The organism is Psychrosphaera aestuarii (assembly GCF_017948405.1).
GTDB classification, from domain to species: domain Bacteria; phylum Pseudomonadota; class Gammaproteobacteria; order Enterobacterales; family Alteromonadaceae; genus Psychrosphaera; species Psychrosphaera aestuarii.
The window spans coordinates 2,513,672-2,534,115 of sequence record NZ_CP072844.1 but is presented as its reverse complement, the minus strand read 5'-3'; the positions used below and the strand labels follow the sequence as shown (position 1 = coordinate 2,534,115).

General features: G+C 39.6%; 19 protein-coding genes. 14 read left to right on the top strand and 5 right to left on the bottom strand.

The features are described 5' to 3' along the window. The first annotated feature begins 179 nt into the window (after nucleotides 1–179). The 4 genes from yegD to J9318_RS11570 all read left to right on the top strand — a co-directional run bounded on the left by yegD (nucleotide 180) and on the right by J9318_RS11570 (nucleotide 4,034). On the top strand, nucleotides 180–1,538 hold the full coding sequence (yegD, locus tag J9318_RS11585; protein ID WP_210560076.1) for a molecular chaperone: 1,359 nt from the start codon (nucleotides 180–182) through the stop codon (nucleotides 1,536–1,538). Nucleotides 1,539–1,554: 16 nt separating this feature from the next. Beyond that, nucleotides 1,555–2,064 (top strand): M48 family metallopeptidase, encoded by a 510-nt coding sequence (locus J9318_RS11580; RefSeq protein ID WP_244731652.1) that lies wholly within the window; start codon nucleotides 1,555–1,557, stop codon nucleotides 2,062–2,064. Nucleotides 2,065–2,125: 61 nt separating this feature from the next. Further along, complete coding sequence (yghU, locus tag J9318_RS11575; RefSeq protein WP_210560075.1) at nucleotides 2,126–2,971, top strand: glutathione-dependent disulfide-bond oxidoreductase; 846 nt, start codon at nucleotides 2,126–2,128, stop codon at nucleotides 2,969–2,971. A gap of 136 nt (nucleotides 2,972–3,107) precedes the next feature. Next, entirely contained in the window at nucleotides 3,108–4,034 is a 927-nt protein-coding gene (locus J9318_RS11570) for a hypothetical protein (protein WP_210560074.1), read from the top strand. A 30-nt stretch (nucleotides 4,035–4,064) separates the two neighbouring features. Here J9318_RS11570 and J9318_RS11565 read toward each other — a convergent pair whose 3' ends face one another. After that, nucleotides 4,065–4,421, bottom strand: a complete 357-nt coding sequence (locus tag J9318_RS11565) for an Hpt domain-containing protein (RefSeq protein ID WP_210560073.1) — start codon at nucleotides 4,419–4,421, stop codon at nucleotides 4,065–4,067. 116 nt (nucleotides 4,422–4,537) lie between these two features. Next, nucleotides 4,538–5,728 (bottom strand): flagellar assembly protein T N-terminal domain-containing protein, encoded by a 1,191-nt coding sequence (locus J9318_RS11560; RefSeq protein ID WP_210560072.1) that lies wholly within the window; start codon nucleotides 5,726–5,728, stop codon nucleotides 4,538–4,540. A gap of 212 nt (nucleotides 5,729–5,940) precedes the next feature. On the opposite strand from J9318_RS11560, the gene J9318_RS11555 reads away from it, so the two are divergent. From J9318_RS11555 to J9318_RS11535, 5 genes are all read left to right on the top strand, one after another. Then, nucleotides 5,941–6,399 (top strand): LPP20 family lipoprotein, encoded by a 459-nt coding sequence (locus tag J9318_RS11555; protein WP_210560071.1) that lies wholly within the window; start codon nucleotides 5,941–5,943, stop codon nucleotides 6,397–6,399. Between the two features lie 119 nt (nucleotides 6,400–6,518). After that, nucleotides 6,519–7,583: an efflux RND transporter periplasmic adaptor subunit gene (locus J9318_RS11550; protein ID WP_210560070.1), complete on the top strand. Its 1,065-nt coding sequence runs from the start codon at nucleotides 6,519–6,521 to the stop codon at nucleotides 7,581–7,583. A 2-nt stretch (nucleotides 7,584–7,585) separates the two neighbouring features. Next, nucleotides 7,586–10,678, top strand: coding sequence for an efflux RND transporter permease subunit (locus tag J9318_RS11545; RefSeq protein ID WP_210560069.1), 3,093 nt, complete (start codon nucleotides 7,586–7,588; stop codon nucleotides 10,676–10,678). A 26-nt stretch (nucleotides 10,679–10,704) separates the two neighbouring features. Continuing rightward, nucleotides 10,705–12,330, top strand: a complete 1,626-nt coding sequence (locus J9318_RS11540; RefSeq protein ID WP_210560068.1) for an amidohydrolase family protein — start codon at nucleotides 10,705–10,707, stop codon at nucleotides 12,328–12,330. A 10-nt stretch (nucleotides 12,331–12,340) separates the two neighbouring features. Next, nucleotides 12,341–12,856 carry a DUF2058 domain-containing protein gene (locus J9318_RS11535; RefSeq protein ID WP_210560067.1) on the top strand — a complete coding sequence of 172 codons (516 nt, stop codon included), beginning with the start codon at nucleotides 12,341–12,343 and terminating at the stop codon, nucleotides 12,854–12,856. A gap of 97 nt (nucleotides 12,857–12,953) precedes the next feature. On the opposite strand, the gene J9318_RS11530 is transcribed toward J9318_RS11535, so the two are convergent. Further along, nucleotides 12,954–13,865, bottom strand: coding sequence for a LysR family transcriptional regulator (locus tag J9318_RS11530; protein ID WP_210560066.1), 912 nt, complete (start codon nucleotides 13,863–13,865; stop codon nucleotides 12,954–12,956). Nucleotides 13,866–13,996: 131 nt separating this feature from the next. On the opposite strand from J9318_RS11530, the gene J9318_RS11525 reads away from it, so the two are divergent. The 3 genes from J9318_RS11525 (at nucleotide 13,997) to J9318_RS11515 (ending at nucleotide 16,791) form a co-directional block, all read left to right on the top strand. Next, entirely contained in the window at nucleotides 13,997–14,683 is a 687-nt protein-coding gene (locus J9318_RS11525) for a type 1 glutamine amidotransferase domain-containing protein (RefSeq protein WP_210560065.1), read from the top strand. A gap of 62 nt (nucleotides 14,684–14,745) precedes the next feature. Beyond that, entirely contained in the window at nucleotides 14,746–16,227 is a 1,482-nt protein-coding gene (locus tag J9318_RS11520) for an NAD-dependent succinate-semialdehyde dehydrogenase (protein ID WP_244731650.1), read from the top strand. Nucleotides 16,228–16,332: 105 nt separating this feature from the next. Next, entirely contained in the window at nucleotides 16,333–16,791 is a 459-nt protein-coding gene (locus J9318_RS11515; protein WP_210560064.1) for a hypothetical protein, read from the top strand. A gap of 81 nt (nucleotides 16,792–16,872) precedes the next feature. Here the strand turns inward: J9318_RS11515 and J9318_RS11510 are convergent, their stop codons facing one another. Then, a complete protein-coding gene (locus tag J9318_RS11510) occupies nucleotides 16,873–17,691 on the bottom strand; it encodes an ion transporter (RefSeq protein ID WP_210560063.1) in 819 nt (272 codons plus the stop codon). 5 nt (nucleotides 17,692–17,696) lie between these two features. Next, nucleotides 17,697–18,296: a YigZ family protein gene (locus J9318_RS11505; RefSeq protein WP_210560062.1), complete on the bottom strand. Its 600-nt coding sequence runs from the start codon at nucleotides 18,294–18,296 to the stop codon at nucleotides 17,697–17,699. A gap of 139 nt (nucleotides 18,297–18,435) precedes the next feature. Here J9318_RS11505 and J9318_RS11500 point away from each other — a divergent pair, with 139 nt between their 5' ends. After that, entirely contained in the window at nucleotides 18,436–18,942 is a 507-nt protein-coding gene (locus J9318_RS11500; protein ID WP_210560061.1) for a hypothetical protein, read from the top strand. A 2-nt stretch (nucleotides 18,943–18,944) separates the two neighbouring features. Then, nucleotides 18,945–20,414, top strand: coding sequence for a dGTPase (gene dgt, locus J9318_RS11495; RefSeq protein WP_210560060.1), 1,470 nt, complete (start codon nucleotides 18,945–18,947; stop codon nucleotides 20,412–20,414). Nucleotides 20,415–20,444: the final 30 nt, after the last annotated feature.

Genomic DNA, 20,444 nt, shown 5'->3' with positions numbered 1-20,444 from the left:
TCGTGTAGAACCACAAAGAGTCAGAATAGCTAGATAAAATCAGCATTCTGGCTTTTTTTATGTCCAATGAAAATTAACTACAGTCAATGACGTTATATGCACGGCAAACTAAAGGTGAAAGTCAGTTAGATATCCTGTAAACTCCGCGCCCTTTATTTTCAAAGTGAGTAGCAGTTTTAATGATAGGTTTTGACTACGGGACATCGAATTGCGCGGTTGCGACAATGCAAAATGGGCGACCGGAAATGTTAACATTGGGCGAGCATGGAAAATTCATGGCGTCGTCGTTATACGCTCCTAGTCGTGACGTTATTGCGAACTGGTTACATAAAAATATCAATGATGCTCATCAACAAACCTTCTTAGACTCACGCAGATACCTCATATCAAAAGGGCAGGAAGCTTTAGAAGATCTTCGTTATGATGGTATAGCGGAGCATTTATCTTTTGGTAAACAGGCCCTGGCCAGGTATTTAGAAGATCCAAGTGAAGGTTATTATATAAAATCACCTAAATCATTTTTAGGTACCAGCGGGCTGCTACCTCAACAAATTGTATTTTTCGAACATATTGTTGCCTCTATGATGGCGCATGTAAAAAATTTAGTAGAAAAGCAATTAGAACGCGAAGTAACAAAAGTAGTCATTGGTAGACCAATTAACTTCCAAGGACGAAATAGCGAACAAAGTAACAAACAAGCCATCGACGTTCTAACAAATGCTGCTAGACATGTTGGTTATAAAGATATTGAATTTCAATTTGAGCCTGTAGCGGCAGGTTTCGAATACGAAGCAAGCCTAACCAAAGAAACTCGAGTATTAGTCGTAGACATAGGCGGTGGTACGACCGACTGCTCTATGTTGCTTATGGGGCCAGAACTGAAGAATAAAACTGACCGAAGCGATGCATTATTAGGGCATAGTGGTTTAAGAGTTGGTGGTAATGATTTTGATATCCAGCTAGCGCTCAAAGGTGTCATGCCTAATTTAGGCATGAATGGAAAGTTAAAGTCGGGCAAGCCGATGCCAGTTAATAGCTACTTTAAAGCGGTTGCAATTAATGATGTGAATGCACAAACAGACTTCTACAGTGAAAGTAATGGGCGATTTTTAAAGCAATTGATGCGAGACTCTGAGCAACCAGAAATATTATCTAGACTCCTCAAAGCGTACGATGAAAAGTTAAGTTACCAATTAGTTAACAGTGCCGAGCAAGCAAAAATTGCGCTGACAGACGCTTCAAATGTTAATATTGATCTAAGTTACCTAACACCTTCTTTAGCACAAAATGTAGATCGTGAATTGTTTCTTACCGCGTCTGAAAATCAATTAAATAGCATTGCCACACTTATGACTGATGCCGTGCAACAAGGCGGTGTAGAGCCAGACGTGATATTTGTAACTGGTGGTACTGCGAAATCGCCGGTCATTAATGAGTTTATTAAATCAAAGTTTAATAATAAGCCTGTGGTAATTGGTGATCATTTTGGTAGTGTCACCGCAGGTTTAAGTCGTTGGGCTGAAACCATTTTCAACTAATAGGAATATATGAGACTTGACCAGTAACAAGCTTAAATATATCAGTCACTATCCACCGTCAATAATTAACTCGGTAGAAAGATTACTTAGCGAGCAAAAGTTGACGGCCTACTTGTTAAAAAAATACCCTAAATCGCATCAGTTTAAGAATGATAAATTGTTGCGAGATTATGTGTTAGATAAAAAATCTCAACACTTAAAAAAAAGCCTTCCTGTTAGCAAAGTCGAATACGACAACAAGTTACACGTTGTTAAAAACGCCCTTGGTACACACACGAGTATTGCTCGTATGCAGGGAAATAAATTAAAACGTAAATATGAAATACGAATTAGTTCTATATTTAAAAATGCACCAGAACCATTTTTAGCTATGATAGTGGTTCATGAACTTGCACATTTTAAAGAAGCAGAACACAACAAAGCGTTCTATAAGCTTTGCGAATATATGTTGCCGGATTATCATCAACTTGAGTTAGATGTCCGCCTTTTCCTCACTCACTTAGAGTTGATAGGTGATATTTATTAATTAACAAAGGGTTCATCTAAAACTTAAGTTGTAACGTAACACTCTAAAAATAGGAGGTTTTATGGCGAATAATACGTACAACCCACCAAAAGTGTGGACCTGGGAAAAAGAAAATGGTGGTGAATGGGCGAGTCTCAACCGACCGGATTCAGGTGCTCGATTTGAAAAAACGCTACCCGTTGGTAAACATCCTTTTCAACTGTACTCATTGGCAACACCTAACGGAGTAAAAGTTACGGTAATGTTTGAAGAGCTGTTAGCTGCAGGGTTTCAAGACGCGGAGTACGATGCACACCTAATAAAAATTCAAGACGCAGAGCAGTTCAGTAGTGGTTTTGTATCTGTTAATCCAAACTCTAAGATACCGGCGTTAGTGGATAAGTCTGGCAATAAAAACATTAATATCTTTGAGTCAGGTGCAATACTGCTCCATCTAGCAGAAAAATTTAACGCCTTCATTCCAAGCTCAGCGGAGGATCGAGCAGCCTGTTTGTCTTGGTTATTTTGGCAGGTAGGCAGCGGCCCATATCTCGGCGGTGGTTTTGGTCATTTTTATGCGTACGCGCCAGAAAAATTTGAATATCCAATCGACCGCTTTACGATGGAAACAAAACGTCAGTTAGATGTTTTGGACAAACATTTAGCCAATAATGAATATATGATTGGTAAAGATTATACAATTGCTGATATGGCAATATGGCCTTGGTATGGCGCACTAGTACTTGGCCATCTTTATGACGCTGCAGAATTTTTAGACGTAAGTAGCTACAAAAACCTGGTTGCTTGGGCTGAAAAAATTGAACAAAGACCTGCAGTTAAACGCGGAAAAATGGTCAATAAAACATGGGGTGACGAAAGTGAGCAGCTGCCCGAACGTCACTCACACGAAGACTTCAATAATAACTAAGGTCCAATAGTCCTGGTTAGCATCTAAGATAGGTATAAGCGAATACCTATCTTTTAATCCCACTTCTTTTTTAATCTAGCGCTCAAAGATTTCTAGACTATGCTAATAAATAGATGCAGAAATTTGGAGTGTGGCATTGAAAAAAATATCGGTATTCTGGGTATTCCTGCTTGTGCTTTATGTACCAGACACCTTTGCTATGGATGGCAAAACCCTACTTTCTGAAAGCCAGCCATTAGCGACGGAGCAAAAACGTGATGAGGTTCGGCTTCCATCATCTGTACCTTTCGATTATCGTTCTCATCAATATTATTCAAAGCTTATAGAGTTAGCTTTAATTAAGACTGAAAAAGAATATGGGCCTTATCAAATATCATTTGTCGATTTACCGTTTTACCAAAGTAGGGCTTTACAGGAACTGGATATAGAAGACAGTATTAATGTTTATTGGAGTGTAGCCACAGATAAACGAGAAAAACTGGCCAGGGCGATTAAAGTCCCTCTATTAAACGGGCTATTGGGGTATAGAATATCTCTAATTTTAAAAGAAAAATATGCGATGTTTAGTCGCTTAAATGATCCTCGAAAGTTACAAGAGTTAATCGCAGCGCAAGGTTACGATTGGCCAGACTTTAAAATTTTAAGGCGCAATAATTTTAATGTTGTAGGGATAAATGTTTATGACTCTATTTTAGAGTTACTCCATAAGCAACGAGTTGATTACTTTCCTCGCGGAATCGAGGAAGCAATGCGTGAAGTTGAGCAAAGAGAGGACTCCGCAATTACCTTAGAGCCAAAATTCATGTTGTATTATCCATCGTATATTTACTTTTTTGTGGGTAAAAAGAGCGTGCGATTAGCAAAACGAATTGAAAAGGGTTTATTGTTAGCTCACAAAGACGGAAGTTTACAGGAGCTGTTTGAGCAGTTTATTCAAGTTGACGAAATTTCGAAGAAAGCGAATGTTAAGAATAGAAAGATAATTAGACTGGACAATCCATTGTCAACGTCAAAGCCGTTAGTAGAGGTTAAACCGATATGGCCGGTTCCTCAAAAAAGTTAATGACAAGTTATTAGTATCGAACAAATCTTCTTAGAGTGACTCTTTGATTGCAGACTTAATGGTTTCTAACAACAGGATATAAGTATCGTATATAGACTTTATTGTTGTTTCATCCTGCTCTTTACCTGCCTTTTCTAAAATAGCAGACTGCTCTTGTACTTTAAAAGCGCCAACGCTTGCAGCAGCACCTTTTATGCTGTGACACGCCTTACCAAAGCCAATCCAATCGCCTAAGTTAAAAAGCTGTCTGATAACAGGAATATCTTGCTCTAGTTGCACAATAAACATAGCAAGAACGTCATTGAATAATTGCTCATCGTCCATACAATTAGTTAGTCCAGTTTTTGTATCTAAACCTTCTATTGTTTGTAATGCATCGATAGTCATTCTTATATTTCCATTTAAGTGTTTAGTTAAAGAACCGTTAATCTAAATATAAAACGGTTAGATACTTGGTAACTCATTATAGACTATAACAAATAGTAAATAACGCTAAAACCCGATTACCAATCAGTTGCCCAGTCTTTAAGCTCAATTACATCATTTACTTGCACATTGCTCATAAAGTCTTTATCAAGAGACTCAGCAATAGCGGAGTTTTCATATACTTGGGTGATTTTCACTCTATATGGACTGATAACAAAGTTGGTAAGTAAATTACCACTATTATCTACGATGTCAGCACGATACGAAACTCTATACTCTTGACCAACGTATACACCTTGTCCACGGCCAATATTAAGTTGTATTTGTTTACCTTCTTGTATCGCTAAAATTTTACTTTGTAACTGTTGGCAGCTCAATTGACTTAATATATCGTCGCGCATATCGGTAAGGTTTCGTTCTATTGCGCTACCATATTCAGAGTTCCAAAACTTACGGCTGCTCACGTTAACCGTGTCTCTTTTATCAAACGTCCAGTCAGCCTCTGTTCTAAAACGATTTTGATAAATGACCTCATGCGTAAGCGCATTGGCAATCATTAAATCAAATGTAAAAAACCGTTCAAATTCATCATCTTCCCAAAAGCTAAAACTGTTCGATACATCACCGAATGACAAGTCGCTAATACGACCAAACATGACAAATTGCGTATTCGCATTCTGAGCAACGGCGTCGATAAGTTCGTGTCGAACACGTCCTTGCTGTTCAAAATCGATATTTACGTTTAGCTTTTTTTCAAACCAAGCTACGGGGTATATTGTTGAACTGCCTGATTGCAACATCGATAGAATTTTTCGTGGGATTTCTTTTTCTAGGCCGTATAAACCGCCAATTTTGGCATGTTCCCAATGTTGAATAGGGAATTGAGTAATAGCCACTTTTTTACCAAATTCTGCGGCGTAACATGCTCGTTCTTCAGGAAATATATCTGCACGAATAGTTACAGATATACTATCGCCGCGTTGTAGTTCACTGACGATTTCTATTCTATTGACCGCACCGTTCGAGCGAACTTGAATTGAGTCATCGACCAAAAGACCTTTTGAGATTTGCTGAATACTAGAAACATTAGCGCCAGAAAATAGCATTGCTTGCTTAACGGCGTCTTGCATGGCTCGATTTTTAGCGCTCGCTACATCACCGTGGCGAACTCGAGCTTGTCCGGTGGCCTCATACCAATCAGCAAGCGTTGTTGCCGAAAATACGGATAAAGTCATAAGTACGATAAATTTTACAAAGTAATTAGTCATGGCTTTGGTCTCAGTCGCTAAATTCTATAATATGGCCGTCAAACTATTGTCACCTGACAAACCAAGCTACAAAAGGCCTACAATTAAACAAGAGTAAAACTGCAAGTTATAGACCAGTCTTATAAGTTTGTTGGATATTATTGGGATTGGTGGAAGTGGCCTAAAATTTGAATAACAATATTTACTTTATGATCCGTGCTTGAGACGACAAGATGACTATTCGAATTATTATTATTTTATTTGTAGCACTATGTGCTGGTGGATGTACGTCCTTACTGGATAAGCATGTTAGTTGGGAATATGAAAAGCCTGAGCAGTTTCCCATTCTAAGAGCCGTGGGTTATGCACCCATTTCAGCACAAACCGGCAATGATCCTCAAATTCGGCAAATAATGGCAATGCGTGCATCTAAGTTAGATGCATATAGAGAATTAGCAGAGCAAGTTTATGGCTATCAAATTAAAGGTAAGTCTGAAGTAAAAAATTTAGTTGCGCAAGATGATCAAATGAGAGCTAAAGTAGAGGGAGTTATAAGAGGTGCAAGATTAGTTAAATCTTATCCCGTTGGAGATACCTACGCCACGGAATTAGAACTTGATATGAAACTAGTTTTTGATTTGTACCGTATCAATACCCGCCCAAGAAAAATTAAGAATGTAGAATACTACTAGTTACCCATGAGATTCAGACAAGACGATTGAAACTCAAGGCAAATCACATGGTTGAATAAAACCAAACAAGTATGATTCTACTATTATTTAAATCAGCTTAAGATTAGTAGGATCTCGGTATGTTAAAAAATCCTGTTTTATGGATTGTAGTTTTATTAATAGGCATGTTGGCATTTGTATTTTGGCCAATGGAAGACAAACTGCAAGATCAGCGAAGAGGCGGTACACCGTTAGTCGAATATTCTGTCGTATCTTCGTTACCGTATAATGAGGAAATTTCAGCATTAGGTAATGCACAAGCTAACGAATCTATAGATTTAAAAGCCTACAGCACAGATAGAGTTCAGCTAGTTCACTTTGATGACGGCCAGTTTGTAAAAAAAGGTCAGCTACTTGTCACAATGAAGCATGATGAAGAGAAGGCAAATATTGACGAGTACAAAGCCACGCTAAATGAACATCGTCGTCAATTACGACGCTTGCAAGACTTAGAAAAGCAAAGTGCAACCGCTGCTAGCGCAATAGAAAAACAACAAAGTCTTATTGAATCTACTGAAGCACAGCAACAAGTTGCAGAAGCTCGCTTTAACGAAAAATTCATTGTAGCTCCATTTTCTGGCCAAGTAGGTCTTAGACAAATTAGTCCTGGCCAACTTGTTACCAATAGCACCAATATAGTTACCTTAGACGATGTGAGCAGAATCAAAGTCGAGTTTCAGCTCCCTGAAAAATACCTAACGGAAGTTACTGTCGGTCAACAAGTACAAGCGCAACACGTAGCGTTCAAACAACCTTTTTTCGGTCAAATTGATAGTATTTCATCTCGCGTTGATAAAACGTCACGAGCTTTTTCAGTTCGAGCTATATTTAACAATGAGTCAAAGTCATTACGTCCAGGTATGTTGCTTCAATTAAAGGTCACGACAGAGGCTAGCAGTGCGCTTGTTATACCTGAATCTGCAATTGTACCAATTAATAATCAGCATTTTGTCTATGTTCTCAACGACGATAACACAGTAACAAAAACCGAAATTGAAGTGGGCCGTCGCAAACCTGGAACTGCAGAGGTAATTAGCGGTTTAACGAGTGGCGACAAAGTTATTCACAAAGGCGTTTTGAAAATCAGAGACGGCGCTCGTGTTATGACACCGGAAGACAACAAGAATGAGCCTAAGGAGAGCTAATCATGTTACTTTCGGACGTGTCAGTTAAACGCCCTGTTTTTGCAACAGTAGTAAACTTACTATTAGTTACATTTGGCATTGTTGCTTTCTTTATGTTGGCGTTAAGGCAATACCCAGATATTGATCCTCCAATTGTATCAGTAAGTACTTCCTACCCTGGAGCTTCAGCTGAAATAGTAGAGAGCAAAATTACTCAAATATTAGAATCTCGAATATCAGGAATATCGGGCGTTAAAAATATTAACTCGAGTTCACGTAACGGTCGCTCAAATATCAGTATTGAGTTTAATACTAACGTTGATATTGATGCAGCTGCAAACGATGTTCGTGAACGTGTTTCAAGAGCGCTTCGCAGTTTACCAGATCAAGCCCTGCCTCCAGAAGTTTATAAAGCAAATGACGATGAAGATGTGGTGGTTTGGTTTGTTTTAAACTCAGAAACGATGAATGCACTGGAACTGACTGATTATGCAAAGCGGTATATTGTAGACCGTTTTGCGGTGGTTGATGGTGTCGCTCGAGTTCGTCTGGGTGGAAGTCGCGATTACTCAATGAAAGTCTGGTTAGACAAGGATGCGATGGCGGCGCGTGGTGTTACCGTTACGGATATTGAAAATGTACTGCGACGAGAAAACGTCGAATTGCCTGCGGGTGAAATCAAGTCTACCGATCGCAATTTTAATGTTCGAATTGCCCGAGCTTATAAAACCCCGGAACAATATCAATCTATGGTCGTTGCTCGAGGTGATGATGGTTATTTGGTTCGCCTTGGTGATGTCACCAGAGTTGAGTTAACCGCGCAAGATGATGAAAATACGTTCCGTGGTAACGGCGAAAACATGATTGGTTTGGGGATCATTAAACAATCAAAAGCTAATACTTTAGACGTTGTTAAAGCCGCACGTATGGAAATGGATAATATCCGTGCAACGTTGCCTGAAGGGACGCATATTGAAGACTCTTATGATTCATCAGTGTTTATCGCTAAGTCGATAGACGAAGTTTACAACACGTTATTTATTGCCATTTTCCTTGTTGTGCTCGTTATTTATCTATTTTTGGGTAACGTAAGAGCAACTTTTGTTCCTGCAGTGACGGTACCTGTTGCCTTAGTTTCCACCTTTACGGTTCTTATGGTTTTAGGTTTTTCAATTAACTTACTGACTTTGTTAGCGTTAGTGTTGGCAATTGGTTTGGTTGTCGATGACTCCATTGTCGTTCTAGAAAATATATACCGTCGTATGGAAGAGGGCGAACCACCTTTATTAGCCGCTTATCGTGGGGCAAGGGAAGTTGGATTTGCGGTTATCGCCACCACTCTGGTGTTAGTTGCGGTGTTTATTCCACTGGTATTTTTAGAAGGCAATGTAGGTAGATTGTTTGTTGAGTTTGCAATTGCAGTGACTGCGGCCGTGATTTTTTCTAGTTTCACCGCTTTAACGTTATCCCCCATGCTCTGCTCTAAAATTCTTACCTATCGAAAACGTGAATCTAAAGTTGGTAAATGGCTCGATAGTGGATTTGATAAGCTAGAAACAAGTTATGAGTCGCAACTCAACAGTACAGTTTCAAATAAAGTGGGTTTAGTCGTAGTGATGTTGATGTCATTGACATTAATATACGGACTTTTCAAGGTTATTCCTCAGGAGCTTGCACCGCAAGAGGATAGAGGCAACTTCTTTATGATTGTTCAAGCGGCTGAAGGTGCAAGTTATGATAGTAACCTAGCCAATATGAATGAAGTGGAAGCAAAGCTACTAAAATATTATGAACGAGGTGAGGTTGATCGCGTCATCGTTCGAACTCCAGGGTTTGGAGGTGGAGCAGGAATTGCAATTATTGGTATGCCGGACTGGGACAACCGAATTAAGTCAACCAATCAGGTGATGGGCGAAATATCAGCGGAGATGCAGTCATTAACCGATGTTAGAGCCTTCGCAATAATGCGAAGTGGACTTGGCGGTCGAGGGCTTGGCCGTCCAGTACAATTTGTACTACAAGGTGATACTTACGAGCAACTTGCTCAATGGCGAGATATTATTTTAAGTGAAGCCAGAAAGAACCCTAATTTACTTAGGCTCGACAGTAATTATAAAGAAACGTTACCACAGTTATTAGTGGAAATTGATACATTACGTGCCGCAGATTTAGGTGTGTCGGTAGCAGATATTGGCCGAACCTTAGAGGCGACACTTGGGCAACGTCGCGCTACAACCTATATTGAGCGTGGCCAAGAGTATGAAGTGGTATTAGAAGGGCCTGATGAAGAGTTTGCAACACCTTCAACCCTAAATGACTTGTACGTCCGCTCGGCGCGTACACAACAGCTTATCCCACTTTCAAATTTAGTGACAGTTCGAGAACAGGCGACGGCCGGAACACTAAACCGCTATAACAGAATGCGCAGCATCACCATTGAAGCTAACTTAGCTGATGGTTATAAATTGGGTGAGGCTCTGGATTTCTTAAATCAAGTTGTAGCCGAAAATATAACAGATGCGGTACAAGTCGACTATAAGGGGCAGTCAGCGCTTTATAAAGAGTCGGGAAGTTCAATTGCGTTTGTTATGTTGATGGCGATGGCGATTACCTACCTAGTATTAGCTGCGCAATTTGAGAGCTTTGTTCATCCGTTAGTTATTATGCTTGCAGTACCATTAGCGGCAGTAGGCGCTTTAATGGGATTGCAGTTTGCTGGCTTAAGTTTAAACATATACAGTCAAATTGGTCTCGTTATGCTAATTGGTCTTGCCGCCAAAAATGGTATTTTAATTGTTGAATTTACTAATCAGCTACGGGATAAAGGTGGTGAATTTAAAACATCACTTATTCGTGCATCAAAACAAAGACTTCGTCCAATTGTTATGACTTCGTTCTCAACTATTATGAGTGCAGTTCCGTTAATGCTCGCTAGCGGGGCAGGGGCGGAAAGCCGTGAAGTTATTGGTGTTGTTATTTTTTCAGGGGTTGCATTTTCAACAATCTTAACCTTATACGTTGTTCCAATGGCTTATTTTTGGATAGCCCGTAATACGGGTTCTCCGCAGGCAGTTAGTAACGAGTTAACAAAGCAAATGAATAATCACCCTGAGTAATTAATTTAATATATGTGGATTTATTTATGACAGTAGCAAGGAATCTAGCTAAGAAAAGCTATCTTTTAACGTTAAAAAACATAATCAGAGGCTGTTCGCGTCGGGCATTTTTGATAGCTACAGTATTAGTATTCTCGCCACTGACGCTCGCAGAGCCAGGAGAAAAGGCACCCGATAGGCAGTCAACAGAGGGAATTGAAGCCGAGCGTATTATTTTGCGAGGCGGTATTTTAATTAATGGTGAAGGTGCGCCTCCGCGTGGTCCTGTTGACATACTCATAGAGAAAGGCCGAATTAAGAATATTAAGTCTGTGGGTTATCCAGGTGTACCGATAAAAGATGGTGGGCGTCTTAAAGCAAAAAAAGGCGATGTCGAAATTGATATTGAAGGTCAATATATCCTCCCTGGATTTATTGATATGCATGGACATATTGGTGGTTCAACGTCAGGTGTCCCTGCAGAGTATGTATTTAAGTTATGGTTGGCGCATGGCATCACAACTATTAGAGAACCAGGAAGCTTTAACGGTTTAGATTGGGTGTTAGAGCATAAAAAACGTAGTGACAATAATACGATTGTTGCGCCAAGAATTGTTCCTTATGTTGGTTTTGGCATGGGACATAAAGGTCCTATATACACTGCTAAACAAGCAAGGGAATGGGTTGAGCTAATCGCTAGTAAAGGCGCAAAAGGAATAAAGTTTTTTGGCGCAACACCTAAAGTTATGGAAGCAGCGCTAGATGAAGCAAAAAAACAAGGTCTAAGAACCATGATGCATCATGCTCAGCTTAATGTAATGAGTATGAGCGCATTAGATACAGCGCGACTTGGCTTAACAACCATGGAACATTGGTATGGCCTACCAGAAGCCTTATTCGAAGATAAAGTTATTCAGCATTATCCCGCTAATTATAACTACAATAATGAGCAACACCGTTTTGCTGAAGCCGGAAAGCTATGGAATCAAGCAACAGACGTTAATTCAAAACACTGGCAAGAAGTTCGTGATGAACTCATCGCCCTTGATTTCACCCTAAATCCTACGATGACGATTTATGAAGCGAGTCGAGACTTAATGAGAGAGCGACAAGCTATATGGCACGAGGAATATACATTGCCGGTGCTGTGGAAGTTTTTTGAACCAAGCCGTTATGCACACGGGAGTTATTGGTTTGATTGGACAACAGCGGATGAAATTAACTGGAAAAATAATTTTAATAAATGGATGGCGTTTTTAAATGACTATAAAAACCATGGCGGACGAGTGACCACAGGTTCGGACTCTGGCTACATTTATAAAATATTTGGCTTTGGCTACATTCGTGAACTAGAGCTATTGCAAGAAGCTGGTTTTCACCCTTTAGAAGTTATTCAATCAGCAACGTTAAACGGTGCAGAAGCATTAGGAATGGCAGATCAAATCGGAAGTATTAGCATAGGTAAGCGTGCTGACTTAGTGATCAGCTCAGAAAACCCTTTGCATAATTTTAAAGTTTTATATGGAACGGGTCATTATCAGTTAAATGCGGACAATCAACCGACACGTGTTAAAGGATTAAGGTATACAATTAAAGACGGTATCGTTTATGATGCCCAACAATTGTTACAAGACGTTCGCAATATTGTTGCTAAAGCGAAAGAATCAAAATAAAAGGTTAATCATGGCCCAGATGTCATTACAAGAGCAGCTACTAAAAGCTGGCTTAACAAACGAAAAAAAAGCAAAAAAAGCAAAAAAAGCGAGTAAAAAAACTCGTGATATGAAGCGCGACGTAAAAGCGGCAGCGGAAGAAAAGCGTAAAGCGCAACTTGCAAAAGATAAAGAACTGAATAATCAGATAAAACAGCAAGCTGAGCAAAAAGCGCAAAAAGCGCAGATAAAACAACTGATTGAAATGAATATGCTTGAAGTCGCTGGTGGCGATGTTACCTACAACTTTATGGACGACAACAAAGTCAAAACCCTAAAAGTAACCGCAGCAATACAGCGCCAGTTGGCTAACGGATTATTGTCTATCGTTAATTATCAAGACGACTATGCAATTATACCTTCCGTTGTATCGGACAAAATTGCAATGAGAGACGATTCGGTCTTAGTGTCACAAAACGAAATTGAAGAGCCGGACGAAGACGATCCATATGCGGACTATGTTATTCCAGATGATCTGATGTGGTAATAGCAAGTTCAATGACGCTTACTATTTTAGTTTGAGTGAAGACAACAAAAGGAGACGACAGTCTCCTTTTTTATAAGCCTTATTTTAACTATAAGCCTTATTTTAACAATGGAAGTTGATCGTCCTGCCAATCCTTAAAGTGCTCAACAAGGAAGTCTATGGCTAATCTTGCTCTAGCCGGCAAATACTGTTTATTAGCGTAAACAATCCAAGTAGGTATCTGTTTTTTCCAAAAAGGCGCTAAAATTGGGACAAGGTTTTTGTTTATAAGGCTATTGCCGTAACTCGATTGTGGCATATATGAAATTCCCATTCCGGCCTCAACGGCTTGCACTAAGCTACGACCACTGTTTGAACGCCATTTAGGTTTTACCTTAACGGTAATTTCCTTGTTTTTACTTTCAAATCGCCAATGATCAGATATCGCCACTATGCAGTCATGATTTATCAAGTCTTGTGGTGTTTTTGGTGTACCATGTTTTTGTAAATAAGCTGGACTGGCTGCCGCTACTAACTGCCTATCAACGAGCTTTCTAGCAACTAGCGAAGAATCCTTTAGCTGACCATAGCGAATAGAAAAGTCGATTCCTTCTTGAACAAAGTCTACATATTTGGAATTAAAATCGATATCAATATTTAGCTTAGGATGCTGTTTGGCAAACTCCAATAACACAGGAACAATATAGAGTTCGGCAAACTCGCCTGCGGCAGATACGCGCAAAGTGCCAGCTAGTTCTACTTGGTGATCACTGATAGCTTCGTTCGCTTGAGCTAGCCCATCCAATAAACTTTGGCAGCGTTGGTAATAGCTATGGCCAGCATCGGTTAATTTGACCTGCCTGGTTGTGCGGGCAAAAAGTGCAACCCCTAAACGTTTTTCCACTTTAGCGATCTGTCTACTGATATGAGACGTAGAAACATTAAGCCTTTTTGCTGCACTAGTGAAACCTTGTGTTTCCGCGACAGCAACAAATTCTGAAATACCGTCGAATGATAAAGATGTGATCATATGTTCAACCTTAGGTAATTGATTGTTGCATTATAACAATAATGTTTTCTATTAAAAGGTTATTATCAATATTTCAGAAAGGGTCTATTATGTAGTGGTAAGTATCTCAAATGAATCATTAAGGATTGAAAATGTCAGCAACAGAAAAAAAGATTTTAGTATTAGTAACTAATCACGCGACGCTAGGTGACACAAATGAAGCAAACGGCACTTATGCGCCAGAGATAACACACGCAATTAACGTATTCAACAAAGCTGGTTTAGATTACGATATAGCTTCAATAAAAGGGGGTGCTGCGCCTCTATATGGGACAGATGCGGAAGGTGATGATATAAATGCGGCTATCCTTGCAGAGTCAAATTTCAGCCACAAAATCGAAAATACTAAATTAGCATCATCATTAAATCTTGAAGAGTACAATGCAGTATTTTATCCGGGCGGATTTGGACTACTTACAGACTTAGCCAGCAACGAAGATGTTGCTAAGCAAACAGCACAGTTATTTGAAAATGGCGCGGTAGTCGGTGCTGTGTGTCATGGTCCTGCTGGCCTTTTACCGATTAAATTATCTAACGGTAAGTTACTTATCGAAGATATCACGGTAACGGGATTCACTCGCGAGGAAGAAGTAGAGTTCGGTACTATCGATAAAATTCCATATGTTTTAGAAGAGAAATTAACGCGTGCTGCTGGTAGCTATGTTAAAACTGCACCGTGGGGCGAATTTATTTCTAAACAAGACCGTGTTATCACAGGTCAAAATCCAGCGTCTGCACATGCGGTTGCTGATGCAATGGTAGCGCGCTTAAAAGCATAGTCATAAGTGCAACATACGCTAACCGACGGTAATACTACTTAAGGTTTACAAGGAGATTTAGTATGAGTACGACAATTTCAGCCAAAATGTCTGAGCTATTAAAAGACCCTAGTTTAGTCAAAACTGGATCGCTGATAAATGGTGACTGGCACTCGTCAGATGCTACTTTTGACGTACTCAATCCTTATGATCAAGAAGTACTGGTTTCGGTTAGCGAAGTTGCCAAAGACGACATGAGCCAAGTAGAAAAGGCCATTGCGTCTGCTAAAAGAGCACAGCAAGAGTGGCAGCAAAAAACGGCTTATGAACGTTACGATCTGATGATGGCTTGGTTTGACTTGATGATTCAACACAAAGAAGATTTGGCCATTATCATGACCTTAGAACAAGGTAAACCGTTAAAAGAATCACGGGGCGAAATTGAATATGGAGCCAGTTACGTTAAGTGGTTTGCTGAAGAGAGCAAACGCATATACGGTGACACAATACCGGCTTTAGCGTCTAATCAAACTATCAAAGTCATAAAGGAACCGGTGGGCGTTGTTGCAGCAATTACACCGTGGAACTTTCCGAATTCAATGTTGGCTAGAAAAATTGCCCCTGCAATAGCCGCTGGTAATAGCATTGTTGCAAGACCAACAGAGTTGACGCCATTATCCGCTTTGGTATTAGGGGAGTTAGCTAATCGAGCTGGCATTCCTAAAGGTGTGATAAACATTCTTGTAGGTAGTAACGCTAAGGAAGTAGGGAAGGTACTGACGACTCACGAGGACGTAGATAAATTTAGTTTCACCGGTTCAACCAATGTCGGTAAGTTGCTAATGGAGCAATGTGCATCCACAGTGAAAAAAGTCTCTTTTGAGCTAGGTGGAAATGCACCTTTTATTGTGTTTGAAGACGCAGACATTGATGCTGCCGTTGATGGAGCAATAAAAGCAAAATTTAGAAATGCAGGTCAAACTTGTGTTTGTGTAAATCGAATAATGGTGCACTCCTCGGTTCATGATGAGTTTGTTGAAAAATTTGTCGAGAAAGTAAAGTTATTAGATGTAGGTAATGGTTTAGATAATGTTGATATTGGTCCGTTAATCCATCCAAAAGCAGCGGATGATGTCAGAGAGCTTGTCCGAGAGGCAACTGAGCAAGGTGCAACGATTAAATATGGACAACTATTAAGCGGAACCATTCAGTCACCTATCGTGATAACTGATGTGAATAACGAAATGCAAATTGCCAAAACAGAAATTTTTGGTCCAGTTGCCGCTATTCAAAGATTTGAAACCGAAAAACAGGCGGTTTTATTAGCGAATGATACTCCATTTGGATTGGCCTCTTATTTTTACAGCCAAAATGCCAGCCGAATAGAACGGGTAAGCCGAGGGCTTAAATACGGAATTGTAGGCGTTAATGAAGGGCTTATTTCAAACGCTGCTGCGCCATTTGGTGGTGTGAAACAATCTGGTTTTGGTCGTGAAGGCTCGTTGTATGGTTTAGATGATTATTTGAACATGAAATATATCTGTACGACATATGAAATGAGCTAATGCAAAATTAGTTATCCGAATAATGTAAATGTAGGCAAACTTGCTAAATAGGGTAATAGTATTTAAACTCAAGCCTGTTTTTTTTATTTATAACAGGGAAAGGTTATGAATTTCAAAGCTTTACCACTAATTACTACCGCCAGCTTGATGCTGTTATCTGGGTGCTCATCGACACCAGACTCTTCAAATGGTACAGAGCAAGTCATTACCGTCGAACAAATGCTTATGGTTGCGTCTAATCAGCTCAATACAACACTTCCAAAGATGATTGATACTGAAACGAGGCTCGACACATCATATGCCAAAGGGAACCGATTTTACTACAAAAGCACACTATTAAATTATTACGTAGATAATATCGACGTTGAAGTATTTAATCGTGAAATGTCACAGTCTACCAGTCGCTATATTTGCTCTTCAGATGATATGGCTTTTTTTAAAGAGAACGGTGTGATCTTGGTTTATTCGTATCATGACGATGAAAATAAGTTTATTAGTGACGTCATTGTTGATACATCGGCCTGCCATTTAATAACAGGCTCAGATGGACCAACAAATAACTAATCACTTACCCGCAAAAAGTCGCAGTAATCCGCAACAAGTCGCAGTAATCCGCGACTTTTTTCATCACCGACTTTTCATTAACTACTTTTCATCGAGCTTAGCTCTTAAATATCTGAGCTCTTTTAAAATATCGTCCATTTTGTCTTCTTGCTCGGATGCATGCTCTTCATTTAATGCCAGCTCTTTTTCAAAACGTGCTTTACGGTGCTCCTCTTCCATTACATTAACCACAATACCGATGACCATATTTAGAAACGCAAAAGCGGTAAAGAATATAAACGTTAAGTAGTAAACCCAGCTCATAGGATAAACGGCCATGGTTTCATACATTACGTCAGTCCAGTCTTCGAATGTCATCACGCGGAACAAGGTTAGTAATGAAATAGTAATATCACCCCACAAATCAGGGTTTATATCTTCAAATAAGGTACTACCGATTGCTGCATAGATATAAAAAATTATAAACATCAGCAGCATAACGTAACCAAGCTGAGGCATAGCTTTAATCAGTGACGTTAATAAAATGCGTAACTCAGGAATAAAAGAGATCATCCTTAGCACTCTAAAAACACGTACCAAACGAGCAATTAATGCCATGTCGGTATTTTCAATAGGGATTAGACTAACGGCGACTATGATGGTGTCGAATAGATTCCAAAAGTCATGAAAAAAGCGCTTTTTATTTTCTTCAGTACTAAATCGTATCGCAATTTCGATAATAAAAAATACGGTAATAAACCAGTCAAGATAAACGGTGATTTTATGCATGGTAGAGGATACGTCATAAGTTTTTACACCAACGAGCAATGCCGAGGCGATAATTACTGATATGACGAACAGCTCAAACGCTTTGTTATGGCGAATGCGAAGTAGTGTATTTTGAAATGACTTAAGGCTCATTATGTTTATTTCTCGGTTATCTTAAATTGAAAACTTTTAGCAACTAACAACGCGCATAGGGCGTCAACATTGTCTTTGGGCAACTCTATCGTTATAAATACTTGATTACTATACAGAACATCTTCTATGGTGCCCGATAGCAACTGGCACTGATGTCGAAGCCATTGCTCATCTGAAAATGGTACAGTAACGGCAATTCCTGTGCGTTCAACAACAGGTTGAAGCGAAGCAAGTTGGTAACTTTGTTCAACCGCTTGAGAATAAGCTCGGACTAAACCGCCAGCGCCAAGTTTTATGCCACCAAAATAGCGAATGACAATCGCCATAACATTATTGGCTGGTTTATGTTGCAAGACGTTTAACATCGGTTTACCGGCAGTTCCACTCGGCTCTCCATCATCAGACATAGCCGCTGATTGTGAATTTGGTGAGTCCCCAATAACATAAGCCCAACAATGGTGACGAGCATCAGGGTATTGTGACTTGGCTTCCTGCAGCCATCTCATACCATCGGCACGATCAGATATTGGTACCAACCATGTTATAAACTGACTCTTTTTTATTTCAAGTGTGTTTTTAACGGGCTCAATTAGTTGATATCGCATTAAAGACTCTAATTTGTTGGGTTTAACTTTGTTTTAAATACTGATAAGTTAGGTGCAGTAAATTGAATGAGCGGGATTATGCCACGGCATACTCTAAAAACGCTAGATACATCTAATTAGAAATTGATATGGAAGTTTCATGAAAACGGTTAAGTTGTTGCTAACTATTGGCTTATTGGGAATAAGCATGTTCAGTCAAGCTGAAATATACAAGTGTTTAGAAAATGGCGTTGCTAAATTTTCAGCCTATCCTTGCAAAGACCCAGCTTCGCAAGAAGAGTATGATATTAACCGTTCGGAGTCGATGTCATCTTATTTCACTCGTCAAAATAAAAAGTTACAACAAAAGCTAGACGAACAACGCGCTCGAGCAGAGGCTTATATCGCCAGTTATCCAGCGATACCTAGCACAATAAGAGACGCGATTTTAGATTGTAAAATAATTCGTGGCATGAACCGCAAGCAAGTTTATTATGCGTGGAACGTGTTGCCAGAAGATCAAAAGCAAAGTATCAGTCGAGAATCATCACTCACCTACTTTACTTATAAACAAGCCCCTATTTGTGCGAACGACAAATTTAAAGAGGCGGACCTCACTTTTGATAACCGCACCAAATTGCTCGTTGGCTGGAACATTCGATACTAATAATGACAGACTATTCAAAAAAAATATCAGCGGTTCGATCATACAGTCGAAACGCGACAGCCTCGACGGATCCGCAATATCTATCTGAACAATTCGAAAGTGATCGTGGGCGTATAATCCAGTCAGCAGCGATAAGACGTTTGCAGCAAAAGACTCAAGTATTTCCCTTAGAGAAAAACTCAGCAGTTCGCAGTAGGCTTACTCACTCACTTGAAGTACAACAAACCGGCCGTCATATAGTTCGAACTGTATTTAAACGTCTGCCGCAAACCATTGCAGAGAGTTGGAAGTTACTACCTTACGAGCGAGAAGTTGAAACGCTTGTTGAGATGGCTTGTCTTATGCACGACATAGGCAATCCGCCATTTGGCCACTTTGGTGAGTCTGCAATTAATCATTGGTTTGAAAAAGAATTAGATAATCACGTGGTATTTAGTCAGGCTAACGACAAAATGTTAGGTCTGCAGTTAAAGTTAGAATTAAAAAGCTTTGAAGGCAACGCACAAGCATTCCGAATTATCTTTAACTTACTTAAGCTTAATCTGACTTATTCACAAGCAGCGAGTATTTTAAAATATACCCGAAGTGGTCTAGAACGTAAGCCAGAGAAAGATAAACCGCTATCGTATTTAAAGAAAAAAGTGGGTTATTATTATTCTGAATTGGATGATATTAATGCGATGAGCAAACACCTTAGCATCAAGCCTGGACATCGCTACCCTTTAGCTTACTTGATGGAAGCCGCAGACGATATAAGTTACTGCTTAGCGGATATTGAAGATGGTGTTGAAAAGGGCTTATTAGACTGCCAAAAGTTAGCCAGCAAATTAAAAGAAACGTTTGCTGAATTAGCCGGTGACAAAGCGGACGAGCCATTGGCAAGAAATAAAATGTTCTCTGAAGCAGTTGATTACGCGTTGGGCCGTAGTGAAAAAGAACCAATAAACAAAGCTCATGAATTTTTTGTTTGGCTTAGAGTACAGTTGATACATCCCCTAGTCGAACATGCAGCACAAACCTTTATTGATAACGGTGAAGCGTGCTTTGACGGCAGTCTTAATCGTGCATTATTAGAAGATGACAGCGTTTATCATCACATGATTGAAACATTTAAGTCGGTAGCTATACGTTACATTTTTAGTACCAATGAAGTAGAGACGAAAGAACTTCAGGGGTATCGAATTATTACGGGTTTACTTAATGCATATTCGCCGTTATTAAAATACCCAAAAGATAAGTTTTTAGCGATGGTTGAAGGTAGTGAGCGTGGTGGATTAATTGAAGCACGTTTATACAAGCGCTTACCGAAAAAGCACCTTAAAGCCTATCAAGAAGCATTAAAGGAACGTCGTGACAGTAACGACTTTGCTTTATTTGAATTTTATTACCGCTGCCGACTTATTCAAGACTTCGTCAGTGGCATGACTGATCAATTTGCGTTAGAAGAAGCAAATAACTTATCCGCGATTTAACAAAATTTGTTTATCGGGATTCAAAACAAA